This is a genomic window from Candidatus Sericytochromatia bacterium (assembly GCA_035285325.1).
Lineage (GTDB): Bacteria > Cyanobacteriota > Sericytochromatia > S15B-MN24 > JAQBPE01 > JAYKJB01.
On the sequence record JAYKJB010000122.1, the window covers coordinates 1 to 12908 of the forward strand.

Genomic DNA, 12908 nt, shown 5'->3' on the forward strand with positions numbered 1-12908 from the left:
TCGACCCACCAGATGAGGTCCTTGCGTCCCCGCTGCGAGGCCTCGCAGACGCCAGCCCTGCGTCCCGGGGCTCCACCACCAGTCGCACATGCACCGTGGCGTCGAGAGTGGCGAGTGCGCGCACCAGGCGGTCGATCGTGAAGCGCCCGATCCGGCCGTGGACTAAATACCTCCGAGCGCGGCATTTTCATCGCTGCGGCGGCCTCGTTGAAGGTCAGCGCCTAAAGGGGGCCAGGGTTGGTGCCGCTGAAGCCGCTGCTCAATTTTGTCGTTTCGAACTGCGTGTTGAAGGACGGTAAGCTCACGCCTACCTACCGCCAACCCTTCTCCTGGCTTGCTTCTGCGGCATCTATGATGAAAGAACGAAAAGCCCCCGAACTGTCAGATCGGGAGCTTTTGGACTTCAAGGGTGGCTGACGGGGTTCGAACCCGCGAATGGAGGATCCACAATCCTCTGTGTTAACCACTTCACCACAGCCACCGTGGTACGGGGTATTCTAGCACAAGCCCTTTCGAGCAGGCCACCCCTGCTCCCTCTGCTGATCCGATGCCGCCCGACCCCTCTCCCGCCACTGCCCCGCCCGCCACGGACCACCTGGACGTCCTCGACGGCTTGCGGGGGGTGGCCATCCTGTGGGTGCTGGCCTTCCACGTCTGGCAGCTGTCCTGGTTGCCGCAGCAGCTGACGATCGCCGGCTGGACCTGCCAGTTCACCCACCTCACGGAAACGGGTTTTTCCGGCGTCGAGCTGTTCTTCTTCATCAGCGGCTTCTGCCTGCTGTGGCCCTTCGTGCGGGCGCTGCGCCAGGGCACGCCTGCGCCGAGCTGGCGGCACTACGCCAGCCGGCGGGCGATCAAGATCCTGCCGTCCTACTGGCTCTCGATCGTCTTGATGCTGCTGATCGCCCGGCCGGCCTGGCTGAGCGACCCGGCCCAGGCCCTCTGGAATCTGACCGCCCACGCCTTCTTTTTCCAGAACATCTCGCCGCAGGCCGAGACCGCCGTCAACGGCGTGCTCTGGTCGCTCGGCGTGGAGGTGCAGTTCTACCTGATCTTCCCGCTGCTGGCCTGGGCCTTTGTGCGGCGTCCGGCCTGGACCTGGGTGGGCCTGTGCGGGGCCGCGATCGCCTGGCGCCACGGGGTGCAGACCTGGGCCCATCCGCACTTCCACTGGCTGATGCAGCAACTGCCGGCCTACCTGGACCTGTTCGCCACCGGCATGCTGGGGGCCTGGCTGCAGGGGCGGCGTGCGCCGTCCGCCCCGGCGGGGCTCCTCGCGCGCGGGTTGGCGACGGCGATCGCCCTGGGCGCGCTCTGGGCCGTCCACAGCTACGCCCTCGGCCTCTGGCAGGTGCGCCATGACGGCGGAGACTGGCCCAACGGCTACCAGGTGGCGCATCGCTGGCATCTGGCCCTGGCCTTCCTGCTGCTGACGCTCGCCTCGATGCGGGCCTGGCCGTTCTGGCAACGTCTGTTCACCTGGCGGCCGCTGCTCTGGTTGTCGGTCATCTCCTACAACCTCTACCTGTGGCACCAGTTTGTCGGCCGTCAGTTCATGTACGTCTGGAAATGGCCCGTGCCCGCCACGTCGGACCCGCATCACGACCCGGTCTGGCAACTGAGCTTCACGATCGTGACGATCGCCGCCTCGCTGGCAGTGGCCGCGGCGATCACCTATGGCTTCGAGCGTCCCCTGTTGCGTGGCGGTTGGGCCGCTCTCCGGGACCAGTGGCGGCGGCCCCGCTGACGGGTAAACGGGGGAGGGAGGAACGGGATGCCGCGTACATCATGGGTTCAAGGGGGCCAGGCCCTCGCCTTGACGGGGTTGCTGCTGGCCTCGACCCCTGGCTTCGACGGACCGGCAGGGGCCGTGCCTGCGCCAGGGGACAAGAACGACGGCGGCGGGGAGCGCAAGGCGCCAGCGGGGCCTGACATTCGGCCGGACGCCAGTCCTGACCCCAAGCCCAAGGCCGACCCCAATCCCGACATCAAGCCCAAGGCCGACCCCGTGCCCGAGGAGGCGCGCCGCGTCACGGCCGCCTTTCGCCTGGCGGCGCAGCGTTCGCTGGGGCCGCGCAGCGGCGACCTGTTCGTGCTGCCGTCGAAGTATCACTACATCATCGACGGCAGCTACATCCGCGAGGAGCACTCGGCCCTGCCCGACGGGGAGGCCAGCCGCGCGATCACCCACGAGGGCAATCATCACGGCACCTTCTGGGATTACGACACCCGCATCCCGCTGGTGCTGTGGGGCCCCGGGCGGGTGCGCGTCGGTTGGCGCAGTCGCGAGGCGGCCACCCAGCAGGACATCGTGCCGACCCTGGCCCAGCTGATCGGGGCGGTGGCCCCCGAGGACGCGACGGGGCGCGTGTTGAAGGGGGCGCTGTTGCCCGCCGCGACCCCGCCCAAGGTCGTGCTGGTGCTGGTCTTCGACCAGGGCGGGCGCTCCATGCTGCAGGCTCATCCCGAGGCCTGGCCCTTCATCCGGCGCTTGCGGGCGGAAGGTTCCTCTTTCGACGAGGCCCGCGTCTCCCACCTCGACCCCGAGACGGTGGTGGGCCATGTGGCGATCGGCACCGGCGCCTGGCCGGCGCGCCACGGCATTGCCGCCAACACGCCGCACCTGCGGGCCATGGGCGTGACGCGCACGGCCATTCTGGGGCCGAACGGGCCGGAGCCGATGCTGCTCGATAGTCCGTCCCTGGCGGATGTCTGGCTGCGGGAGTCGCAGGGCCGCGCCGTCGTGATCGCCCAATCGATGGCCGACCGGGCCGCGATCGGGATGGTCGGCCACGGGGCGCAGTACGCGGGCAATCCGAAGCCGATCTGCCAGTGGTACGACGAGCGCCGGGGCCTCTGGACCACCCTGCCGGAGGTCTACCGCCGGCCTGACTACCTGGCGGATCTGCGCGCCCCGCTGCGCTGGCCGGCGACGGGCGACTGGCGCGGTCACCTGGTCCAGACCCCCGTGGCGCTGCGCATGTCGCCCGGGGCGGCCGCCTTCGATGGGCTGGCCATGCGCGAGATGGTCGCGCGGGAGCCGCTCGGCGAGGACGAGGTGCCCGACCTGATTTTCTGGAGCATCAAGGCCACCGACTACGTCGCGCACCGCTACGGCCTCGAATCGCTGGAAACCCGCGATGCGCTGCGCGCCGCCGACGAGGAGGCGCGCAAGACGGTCGAGGCCCTGGTGCAGCGGGTGGGGCGCGAGAACCTGCTGATCGTCTTCACGGCCGATCACGGGGGCGGGCCGCTGCCGGAACGCTACGGGGGCGCGCGCCTGAGCTGTGAGGGCGTGGCTGCCTGGATCAACCAGCGCTTCGACCGGCGCCAGAACGATCGCCCGGTGGCCCTGGCCGTGACCAGCAACCAGGTCTTTCTCGACGACGGCGAGTGCGCGGCGCAGGGCGTCACGCCGGACCAGGTGGCGGAGGCCCTCAAGGCCTGGAAACCCTTCGGGAAGCCGTTTTTTGAGGCTGTCCTGACCCGTGCCGAGGTCGAGGCGACCCGCTGAAGGCGGCGCGAGCGGATTCGCCGCGCGACGAACGGGACGCTGAGCGCACGGAGCGAGGGGGGCGCACACCGGGCGAAGGAGCTAACCGACGAGCGACGCAGCGCTCGGGGGGCCAGGGCTGGCGATGCCGGCCGGGCGGCTTGCCGTGCCGGCTTCAGTACTGGTTCAGCGTGCCCCAGTCGCGCGCCTTGCGCTCGGCCGCGTGGAAGACCAGCGCGCCGATGCCCAGGAACAGGACGGCGTGCAGGCTCAGGCTCAGGATCCGCCCGCTGGCCCAGAGGTCGACCAGCGGCACCCCCTTGACGGCCAGGTCGCGCAGCAGCTGCAGGGCCTGGGTGAAGGGGAAATGCGCCACGAACGCGCTCATCCAGCCGGGCAAGCCCTCCAGCGGCAGGATCGCCAGGCCGAACACCAGCATGACGGCCAGCTGGTTCAGGGTCACGATGCGCTTGTAGAGCAGCGCCACCGCTGCCAGCATCAGGCCGAGGCCCTCCATGCCCAGGTACATCAGGGTCAGCAGCAGCGCCATCCCCGGCACGTCGAGGTGGAACTGGACGCCCGTGATGCCCACGGCGATCGCCAGCACCAGCGCGAAGCGGGCCAGCATCTCGATGTAGGAGGCCAGGTCGCGCATCAGCAGGACCACCACCAGCGGCGGCGGCGAGAGGGCCGCCTGCTCCAGCGTGCCGGTCTGCGCCTCGCGCAGCAACAGGTCGACGCCGTTGGAGATGCCGTTGATGGCGATGTAGGTGATCAGCAGGCCGAGCATGCGGCCCATCTGGCCCTCTTGAAAGCCTGGCAGGCCCGAGCCGACGCTTTGAAAGCCGAAGAAGATCATCAGCGCGAAGCCCAGGTTCCAGAACAGGCGCGAGACCAGTTCGAACGGGTGGCGCACCAGCAAGATGGCCTCGCGCTGCAATTCAGCCCAGAACAGAGCGGGAAGGTTCACGGGGCAGGCGCCTCCACGATCCGGCGGTAGATGGCTTCCAGATCCACCTCCTGCTGTTGCAGGCTGACGAGTTCGACCGCCTCCTCGCGCAGGGCGGCCAGCATGTCGTAGAGGGCATCGCCTTGCCCCTCCGGCAGGTACAGGCGGCCCGCCCCAGAGGCCTCGCGCGCGCAGCGGCCGCCGGCCTGCTCCAGCCGGGCCAGGAAGGCGGGCGACAGGCTGCCGCGCACGCAGACCTCGTAACCGGGAGTGCGGTAGGCCTCGCGCATGGTCGCCAGCGAGTCGAGCGCGGCCAGCCGTCCCGCGGCGATGATGGCGATGCGGTGCGAGAGCGCCTGCGCGACCTCCATCTGGTGGGTCGTCAGGACGATCGCGCAGCCGGTCTCGGCGATCGCCCGGATGGTGCGCTGAAACTCGCTGGCGGCGATCACGTCCAGCCCCAACGTGGGTTCGTCGAGCACCAGCAAGCGCGGCGTGCCCAGCAGCGCGATGCCGATCGCCACGCGCTGTTGCAAGCCGCGCGACAGCTCCCCCACGCGCTTGTGGGTGTGGGCGCTCAGGTCGAGCGTCGCGATCACCGCCTCGACCCGCTGGCGCAGCCCCGTCACGCCCTTGAGGGCGCCGAAGTAACGCAGGTTCTCCCGGGCCGTCAGCTTCCAGTGCAGGTTGCGATTGCCTTCCAGTACCGCGCCCACCTGCCGAACGGCCTGCGAGCGTCGGGCGGCCACGTCGATCTCGGCGATCGTGATGCGGCCGCTGGTGGGCCGCAGCAAGCCCGTCACCATCTTCAACGTGGTGCTCTTGCCGGCCCCGTTGGGTCCCAGCAAGCCCAGGATTTCCCCGGCGCGGACGTCGAAGGAGACATCCTGCACCGCCGTCAGGGGCGCCTGGCGAAAGCGGCCGGGGTAGACCTTGGTGACGCCGGAGACGTGCAGGATGGGCGTGGCAGCGGGGGGCAAGGGTGAGGCTCCTGAAGGTGCCCATCATGGGCCTCACGCCACGCCGGGTCAAGGATGCCGCGCGCCCAGGGCCGGCTGTAAGCAGGCCCATCTCTGGAACCTTGCCCGCAGGGTCGACCGTGACGTTCACCGTCCCGAGGCCGCTGACCAGCCCGCCTCCGGAGGCGGCCGTCGCCGGTTTGACGCCGCTGCTCGCCCTGCCTACACTGGCGACTGTTCGTACCAGTCCCATCTGGAGCCTTCCCGTGACCGACCCCGTCCCCGACGACGTCTCGCTGGTGCCCGTCTTTCGGGCCCTGATGACGTGCCACGCCCAGGTCTCGCGCGTGGCGGCACGCTACATCGAGTCGCTGGGGCTCACGCCCTCTCAGTTCGACGTGATCGTCACGCTGGGCGACACACCCGGCATGACCTGCAGTGAACTCGGGCGCCGCACGCTGATTTCCAAGGGCACCCTGACGCCGGTGCTCGACCGCCTGGAAGCGCGGGGCCTGGTCACGCGCCAGCGCGGGGAGACGGATGCCCGCCAGGTGCGGGTGGCCCTCACGCCCGCCGGCGACGCGGAATACCGCCGCGTGTTCCTGCCGCACGTGGCCCAGCTGCGCACCCACCTCGACCGGCTGAGTGCGGACCGTCAAGCGGCCCTGGTTGCCGCTCTCGGGGAGTTGCAACGGGTATTCACCGACGCCTGACGCCGGGGCTGGCGACGTGTTCTTGTTTCTCCTGTAACGGGTCTGTAACGCCCACCCCCTACGCTGAACCTGTCCCGTTCAACGAAGGGAGTTGCCCCGTGACCACCCCATCCCCCACCCTGCCCCCGCTGCCCACCTGGAAGGACCTCTACGACCGTACCGAGTCCTTCTGGACCGCGCCGCTGCAGGCCTTGCTCGGTTCGGACAGCTACCTGGCGGCGGCCGGTGTGCTGCGCGAGCAGTCGCTGACCCAGCACCAGCTGACCCGTGAGGCGCTGGAAGCGTACTGGGCGGCCCTGCGCTTGCCGTCCATGGCCGACCATGCGCGCCTCGCGGGTCAGGTCGTGCAGCTGGAGCGCAAGGTGGAAGCCCTGCACGACCAGCTGGATGGGCTGACGGAGCACCTCGTGGCGCTGCGCGCCGCTCTGGCCGCCCATCCGGCCGAGGAAGTCGAACGGGCTTCCCGCAAGAAAGCCAGCGCGGACGCCTGAGCGCCGCCAACCCTGTGTGATGAGAGAGAGGAAATTCCCCATGACCACTGCGACCGAAACCCGCCCCTCCCTGGCTGCCGAGATGCTGGATGCCTGGCTGGCCAGTTACAAGAGCGCCGTCTGGAGCCAGGAGCAGCTGGAGCAGCTGACGGCCGGCTGGATCAGCCAGACCCGCACCATGCGCCAGGACGGCCAGAAGGTGATGGAAATTCTCGTGTCGCAGGCCAAGGGCCAGGCGGATGAGATGACGCGCCTGTCCGAGGCCTCGCTGCAGCGCGTGATGGCGCAGGTGCCGGCCTGGGATGCGCTCACCGCCGCCGACCTGCGTCGTCAGGTGGCCGAGTTGAACCAGCGCGTCGAGGCCCTGAGCGCCGACAAGGCTTGATCGCGTCGGTCCAATCAGCCCGGCCGGCCTCCCCGCGAGCGCCACAAGGGCCGGGCTCACCTGAAACCTTCCCCCGACCCCGTTTGCCCCAGGGGCGCCGTTGCCCCTTCCCCGCTTGAGGACTTCCGCCATGAACGCCCAAACCGACTGGATCACGCAGGCTCGCCAGGAACTGGAAAAGAACTGGCGTCGTAGCGAAGCGTGGCTGAAGTACGCGCAGCGCCCCGGCAGCGTGGCCGTCGGTCAGACGCCCAAGGAGGTCATCTGGACCTCCAACAAGGCCAAGCTGTACCGCTACCACGCGGACCAGGTGAAGCACGCCACGCCCTTGCTGCTGGTGTACGCGCTGATCAACCGGCCGTACATTCTTGACCTGACGCCGGGCAACAGCCTGGTGGAGTATCTGGTGGGCCAGGGCTACCAGGTGTACATGCTCGATTGGGGTCAGGCCGGCGAAGAAGACGCAGGCTTGCGCCTCGACGACTACGTGCAGGACTACATGCTGCGTGCCGTGCGGCAGGTGCTGAAGGACTCCGGCCACGCGCGCCTCTCGCTGCTGGGCTACTGCCAGGGCGGGACGCTGTCGACCATGTTCGCGGCCCTGCACCCGGACCTGGTCAAAAACCTGGTCCTGCTCACCACGCCGATCGACTTCCGCGACGCAGGTCTCTACACGGCCTGGCTCAACCCTCGCCACTTCGACGTCGACCGCCTGGCCGACGTGATGGGCTTGATTCCGGCCGGCATGATGGACCTGGGTGCCAAGCTGCTCAAGCCGATGCAGAACCTCTACGGTCCCTACATGACCCTGCTCGACCGCCTCGATGACGAGACCTTCGTCGAAGGCTGGCGGGTCATGGACCACTGGGTCAACGACGGGGTCCCCTTCCCCGGCGCGGCCTACCGGCAGTGGGTCAAGGACTTCTACCAGGGCAACCAGCTGGTGCAGGACGGCATCACCTTGAAAGGCCAGCCCGTGCGCCTGAGCAACCTCACGGCCAACCTCTTGAACGTGTACGCCGAACTCGACCACATTTGCCCGCCCTGCCAGTCCAAGCCCCTGATGGAGCGGGTCGGCAGCGAGGACAAGACCCTGCTGTCGGTCAAGGCCGGGCATGTGGGCGTGGTGGCCGGGCGGGCGGCCAGGAAGAACTTCTTCCCGCAGCTGGATGCCTGGCTGGCGGCCCGCAGCTAAAGAACTGATTTCTAATCAGGGCCCCACCATAGAGCCTAGCTGACGGATGGGGCCAAGGGGCGCACCTCGCGTTCCAAGCGGTCTCCGAGCGTGATCGGTTCCACTTCCAATTGCCGCCGAGTGCCACCGCCGCTCAGGCGGGACGCCGGCCGCGGGCCTCTGTCGCCACCCGCACCAGGTCCTCGGCGGCGATGATGCGTTCCACGCCCTGGCGGCGCTGGCGGGGCGTCGGATAGCCGACGGCGGCGTAATGGGAATCGGGCAGGTTGCGGGCCTCCACGTGGGCGAAGAAGTCGCCGAAGGCGCGCGGGTCGTGGCCGGCGCGGGCGGCGAAACGCACACCGTCCGCATCGGCCTGGGCTTCCGCCACCACGCTGAGCTTGGTCATGACCTTCTTGCGCGCGGCCGCCACATCGGCCTTCAGCAGCGGGGAATCCGGGGCGATCGCCGCCATGGCCTGGCGCGCCATGTCGTCTCCCACCAGGTCCAGGTGGCGGTCGTGCGCCAATTCGTGTCCCATCACGCAGCCCACCGTGTCGCGGGAAAATTGCTTGGCGGTCTTCTCGGAGATGGTGTAGGTGTTGTCGCCATGGCTCGAGGCGTTGATCACGTTCTTGCGGCTCCATTTCAGCGACACGCCCAGCGGACCGGGGGCGTTGGTGGCCGACAGGTGTTTCACGTCGCGGATGACCTGCTTGCGCAGCGGCCCGCCCGGGCGCACGGGGCTGATCAGGTCGAGGGCCTTCTCATCCAGCGCCTGGAACCAGCGGGCCAGCCGCGAAGGCGCCGAGGTGGTGCGAGGCTGGTACGGGAGCGCGGCGTCGGTGATCTGACGGGCCTTGCGGAAGGCCCCCAGGGCCTGGTTGCGCAGCACGCGGTAGACCAGGTCGGCCGACCCCTGATCGAGCGCCTCGGCCAGCTGGTTCAGCTGCGCCTCGGCCACGGCGGGGGCGCCGGGGCGTCGGCCCGCCCGCGTAAAGGTATCGACCAGGCGGCTGACCTCGGCGTGCTGGGCCTGCAGGTCCTTGGAGAGCGGCAGGCCCGCGCGCAGGGCGTAGGCGATGCGCTCACGCGCGACGGCGGTGCGCGCCAGAAAGGCTTCTTCGAGATTCAGCGCCTTGAGAATCGGCTTGCGTGCGATGCGAAACACGTCTCACTCCCGCCCGGTTCACTCCACCTAACACCCACTTAACAGCTATCGCTCGCTGGGCTGGCAAACTTGCGTCCCGCGGTCGAATCGGCCGGGGCCAAGGCGGAAGATGAGGTGCAGCAGGCCCGCTGCCGCGGTACAAGGCGGCTGGACCCCTCGCGGAAGGATGATCCGTGGCCCTGTTCGGTCAAGACCTGGTGACCCGCACGAAATTCGTGCTGCCGGCGCCCCGGCGCTCGCACCTGCGGCGGGCGCGCCTGGAGGCACGCCTGGCGCAACTGGCCGAGGCCCGCATCGCGCTGGTCGTGGCCGCGGCGGGCTATGGCAAGTCGTCCCTGGTGGCGGCCCACGTGCGGGCTCACGGCCTTCCGGCGCTCTGGTACGAGCTGTCGGAGCGCGATGCGGACCCCCAGACCTTCGCGATTCACCTGGCCCACGCGGCGCATCGCGCTTGCCCTGGCGTGGCCAACCGCATGCTGGCGCTGCTGGCCGCCCCGGGCGGCGCCGAGCGGCACGGCGAGGCGGCCATCGAGGCCCTGACGGATGCCTGGCTCGACCGACTCGACGGGGAAACCTGGCTGGTGCTCGACGACTTTCATCGCGTGGCCGATTCCGGCGTATCGGACCTGGTCGCGCATCTCGTCCGCCATGCCCCGCCTCAGCTTCGTCTCGTCCTGATCGCGCGCACCCAGCCGGCGCTGCCGGACCTGGCGCGCTGGCGCCTGGCCGGCGAGGTGGTGGCGATCGCCCAGGCCGACCTCGCCTTCACGGACGAGGACCTGCGAGCCTGGCTGACGGCCAACCACGGCTTATCGGTTGACCCGGCAGAGCTGGAACCCTTGCGTGCCGAGACCGAGGGCTGGCCGATGGCGCTTCCGCTCATCGCGGGGAGGTTGGCGCAGCCGGGCGCAGCCTCGGCGCTGCCCGACCAGCGCGACATGTTCAGCTACCTGGCGAGCGAAGCCCTCGCGAGCCTGTCGCCGGTGCTGCTGGCCTTCTTGCTGGCCACGGCGCCGCTGGAACGCCTGGAACCAGGGGTGTGCGCCACGCTGGCGCGCCTGCCGGGCGGTGCGGCCGAGGCCCAGGCGCAGCTGCGGGTGCTGCATGACCAAGGCCTGTTCCTGATCGCCCTGGAGGCGCAGGCCTACCGCCATCATCACCTGATGCGCGAGTTCCTGCTGGCCCGCCTGGCCGAGCAGGGCCAGCTGTCGGCGGCGCGCCAGGCGGCTGCCCACGCGCTGGCCTCGCATGGGCAGCCGGAGGAGGCGATCGCCCAGCTGCTGGCCGCCGGCGCCAGCGAGCCGGCGATCGCCATGCTGGCCTTGCTGGCGCCGGACCTGGTCAATCAGGGGCGTGGCGCCCTGCTCACGGGCTGGGCCGGGCAGTTGCCGGCGGCTGCGCTGGAACGGGCGCCGGCCCTGCTGATCAGTCTGGGCGATGCGGCCCGGCTCGCCGCGCGCTACGAGGCGGCGATCGGCTGGTACGAACGGGCTCGCCGGGCTTACGGCGAGGCGCCTGAGGGGCGCTCTCGGGCCAGCGCAGGCCTGGCACTGGTCTACCTCGATACCGCCCGTCCGGCCCTGGCCGAGCCTCACCTGGCGGCCGCGCTGGCGGAGGCGCCGGACCCGGCGCGGCGCTCGGAACTGCTGGTCTTGATGGCCGAGAACCGGCTGAATCGCGGAGATGCCGCCGGCGCGTTGGCGCTCTTCGCCGAATTGCGCGAGGGCCTGCCGGACCTGCGGGCTCACGAGGGGCGACTCCAGCTGCGCCTGGGGCGGCTGGCGACGGCCCGTGGCATCTTGCTGGGCGCGCTGGCGGACGAGGCCGCGGAGGCCCCTTCGCGCGCCCATCGCGAGCCGGCGCTGGTGCTGGCCTTTGTCGAGGCGCTGAGCGGCGACGCCGAGGCCGCCGAGCGGGCGGCCGAGGCCGGGCTGGAGCGGGCGCGTCGGCAGCAGGCGGCCTGGGCCGAGGCGGTCGGCCTGATGCGACGCGGTCACGCGCAGGTGGTGGCCGGGCGCCCCGAACGGGCCGAGCACGACTATGCGGCGGCGCTGGCGCTGGCCGATGCGATCGGGGTGGCGCGCCTGCGCGCGGAGCCCTTGTTCGGGCGCGCCCTGCTGGCGGCCCGGCGCGGGCCCGGCGAGGCGGCCGAGGCGCTGGCGGCGGAGGCCGTGGCGGTGGCCGAGGCGGCGGGAGACGGCTGGGTGGTGGCGCTGGCGGCGCTGGCGCTGGGAAGTGGCTGGAGCGAGGCGGGCGATCGCCGGGCCGAGCCCTGGCTGGCGCGCGCGCGGGCGGGCTTCGAAGCCTGTCAGGACGCCTTCGGGCAGGCCTGCGTGGTGCTGGCGCTGGCGCGCCTGGCCCTGGGGGCCGGGGACGAGACGGGCTTTGCCGCCCTGGCTGCCGAGCTGGCCGAGCGGGTGCAGCAGGAGGGCTACGCATGTCTGATCGCAGGTCCGAGCCTGATGGGCTTTCCCGATGCGCCTTCGGCTCAGCGCTTCGTGCAGGCGGCCCAGCGCCACGGGATCCCACCGGGGGCCTGGCAGGCGCTCCGCACGCCCGTTTCGCCGCCCCTGCCCGCGTCGCCCCCGCCGCCCGAGCCGATGCTGCGGATCCAGACGCTGGGCAGCTTCCGCGTCTGGCTGGCCGGGCAGGAACTCGGCGATCGCGCCTGGGGCCGGGACAAGGCGCGTCAGCTGCTGCATCTGCTCGTTGCGCTGCGCGGCCAGACCCTCTCCAAGGCCCGCATCATCGACACGCTCTGGCCGGAGGCGGATGCCACGACGGTGGACGGCACCTTCCGGGTGGTGCTCAACGCCCTCAACAAGGCCCTGGAACCCGACCGTCCCGCGGGCGCGCCTGCGCGCTTCATCCTGCGGGGCGGCGGCGGCTTCGCCCTGGCCGGCCCCCCGGAGGTGGCGCTGGACGTCGCCGCCTTCGAAGACGGCCTCGACGCGGCTGCCGCCCTGGAGGCGCAGGGGGCGCCTGGCGATCGCCTGGTCGCCACCTACCGGGCGGCCCTGGCGTGCTACGAAGGCCCCTTCCTCCAGGCCTTCACCAGCCACGAAGCCTGGTGCGACCGGGAACGCGAGCGGCTGGCGCACCGCTTCGCCGAGGGGGCGATGCGGCTCGCCAGGCTGCTGGCCGCGCGCGGCGACGACGCCGGCTGCATCGACTGGGCCTCGCGCCTCATCGCCCTGGAGCCGCTCACGGAGGAGGCCTACCGCCTGCTGATGATCGCCCACTATCGCCAGGGAGATCGGGCGGCCGCGCTGCGGACCTACGATCGTTGCGTGGTGCTGCTGTCGGACGAACTCGACATCGACCCGATGCCGGAGACGCAGCGGTTGGCGAAGCGGATCGAGGCGGGGGAGCTGAGCCTGTAACGTCTCCGTAACGCCCGCCGCTTACGGTGGAGATGTTCGCTCCCCAACTCCACCGGAGGCAACCGCCCATGTACTTCGGAGACTGGCTGGCCCGCTGGGCCATGTACACGCCGGAAAAGACCGCGCTCATCTGCACGGCGACCCATCGCCGCATCACCTACCGCGCGTTCCACCAGCGCGTGGAACGCCT

General features: G+C 70.5%; 11 protein-coding genes and 1 tRNA gene. 8 read left to right on the top strand and 4 right to left on the bottom strand.

What is annotated here, in order from left to right:
- Positions 1-237 precede the first annotated feature (237 nt).
- Positions 238-417: a hypothetical protein gene (locus VKP62_15250; protein MEB3198553.1), complete on the top strand. Its 180-nt coding sequence runs from the start codon at positions 238-240 to the stop codon at positions 415-417.
- Here VKP62_15250 and VKP62_15255 read toward each other — a convergent pair.
- Positions 409-481: transfer RNA gene (locus tag VKP62_15255), tRNA-His, on the bottom strand. The genes VKP62_15250 and VKP62_15255 overlap by 9 nt on opposite strands.
- A gap of 66 nt (positions 482-547) precedes the next feature.
- Here VKP62_15255 and VKP62_15260 point away from each other — a divergent pair.
- Together VKP62_15260 and VKP62_15265 are read left to right on the top strand one after the other, a co-directional pair.
- Complete coding sequence (locus tag VKP62_15260; GenBank protein ID MEB3198554.1) at positions 548-1747, top strand: acyltransferase; 1200 nt, start codon at positions 548-550, stop codon at positions 1745-1747.
- A gap of 27 nt (positions 1748-1774) precedes the next feature.
- Positions 1775-3514, top strand: a complete 1740-nt coding sequence (locus VKP62_15265) for an alkaline phosphatase family protein (GenBank protein ID MEB3198555.1) — start codon at positions 1775-1777, stop codon at positions 3512-3514.
- Positions 3515-3668: 154 nt separating this feature from the next.
- On the opposite strand, the gene VKP62_15270 is transcribed toward VKP62_15265, so the two are convergent.
- On the bottom strand, positions 3669-4463 hold the full coding sequence (locus VKP62_15270; protein MEB3198556.1) for an ABC transporter permease: 795 nt from the start codon (positions 4461-4463) through the stop codon (positions 3669-3671).
- A complete protein-coding gene (locus VKP62_15275; protein ID MEB3198557.1) occupies positions 4460-5422 on the bottom strand; it encodes an ABC transporter ATP-binding protein in 963 nt (320 codons plus the stop codon). Before VKP62_15275 ends, VKP62_15270 begins: the two co-directional genes overlap by 4 nt.
- Before the next feature lie 245 nt (positions 5423-5667).
- Here VKP62_15275 and VKP62_15280 point away from each other — a divergent pair, with 245 nt between their 5' ends.
- The 4 genes from VKP62_15280 to phaC all read left to right on the top strand — a co-directional run bounded on the left by VKP62_15280 (position 5668) and on the right by phaC (position 8185).
- A complete protein-coding gene (locus tag VKP62_15280; GenBank protein ID MEB3198558.1) occupies positions 5668-6114 on the top strand; it encodes a MarR family transcriptional regulator in 447 nt (148 codons plus the stop codon).
- Between the two features lie 98 nt (positions 6115-6212).
- Positions 6213-6605: a hypothetical protein gene (locus VKP62_15285; protein MEB3198559.1), complete on the top strand. Its 393-nt coding sequence runs from the start codon at positions 6213-6215 to the stop codon at positions 6603-6605.
- A gap of 40 nt (positions 6606-6645) precedes the next feature.
- Positions 6646-6990 (top strand): DUF3294 domain-containing protein, encoded by a 345-nt coding sequence (locus VKP62_15290; GenBank protein ID MEB3198560.1) that lies wholly within the window; start codon positions 6646-6648, stop codon positions 6988-6990.
- A 130-nt stretch (positions 6991-7120) separates the two neighbouring features.
- On the top strand, positions 7121-8185 hold the full coding sequence (gene phaC, locus VKP62_15295) for a class III poly(R)-hydroxyalkanoic acid synthase subunit PhaC (GenBank protein ID MEB3198561.1): 1065 nt from the start codon (positions 7121-7123) through the stop codon (positions 8183-8185).
- Between the two features lie 133 nt (positions 8186-8318).
- On the opposite strand, the gene VKP62_15300 is transcribed toward phaC, so the two are convergent.
- Complete coding sequence (locus VKP62_15300; protein MEB3198562.1) at positions 8319-9335, bottom strand: M48 family metalloprotease; 1017 nt, start codon at positions 9333-9335, stop codon at positions 8319-8321.
- A gap of 173 nt (positions 9336-9508) precedes the next feature.
- On the opposite strand from VKP62_15300, the gene VKP62_15305 reads away from it, so the two are divergent.
- Positions 9509-12718 carry a BTAD domain-containing putative transcriptional regulator gene (locus VKP62_15305; GenBank protein ID MEB3198563.1) on the top strand — a complete coding sequence of 1070 codons (3210 nt, stop codon included), beginning with the start codon at positions 9509-9511 and terminating at the stop codon, positions 12716-12718.
- Positions 12719-12908 lie beyond the last annotated feature (190 nt).

Excerpts from the sequence above, each read along its gene's own strand:
- VKP62_15290 (MEB3198560.1), top strand. The coding sequence starts at position 6,646 with ATGACCACTGCGACCGAAACCCGCCCCTCCCTGGCTGCCGAGATGCTG.
- VKP62_15265 (MEB3198555.1), top strand. The coding sequence starts at position 1,775 with ATGCCGCGTACATCATGGGTTCAAGGGGGCCAGGCCCTCGCCTTGACG.
- VKP62_15260 (MEB3198554.1), top strand. The coding sequence starts at position 548 with ATGCCGCCCGACCCCTCTCCCGCCACTGCCCCGCCCGCCACGGACCAC.
- phaC (MEB3198561.1), top strand. The coding sequence starts at position 7,121 with ATGAACGCCCAAACCGACTGGATCACGCAGGCTCGCCAGGAACTGGAA.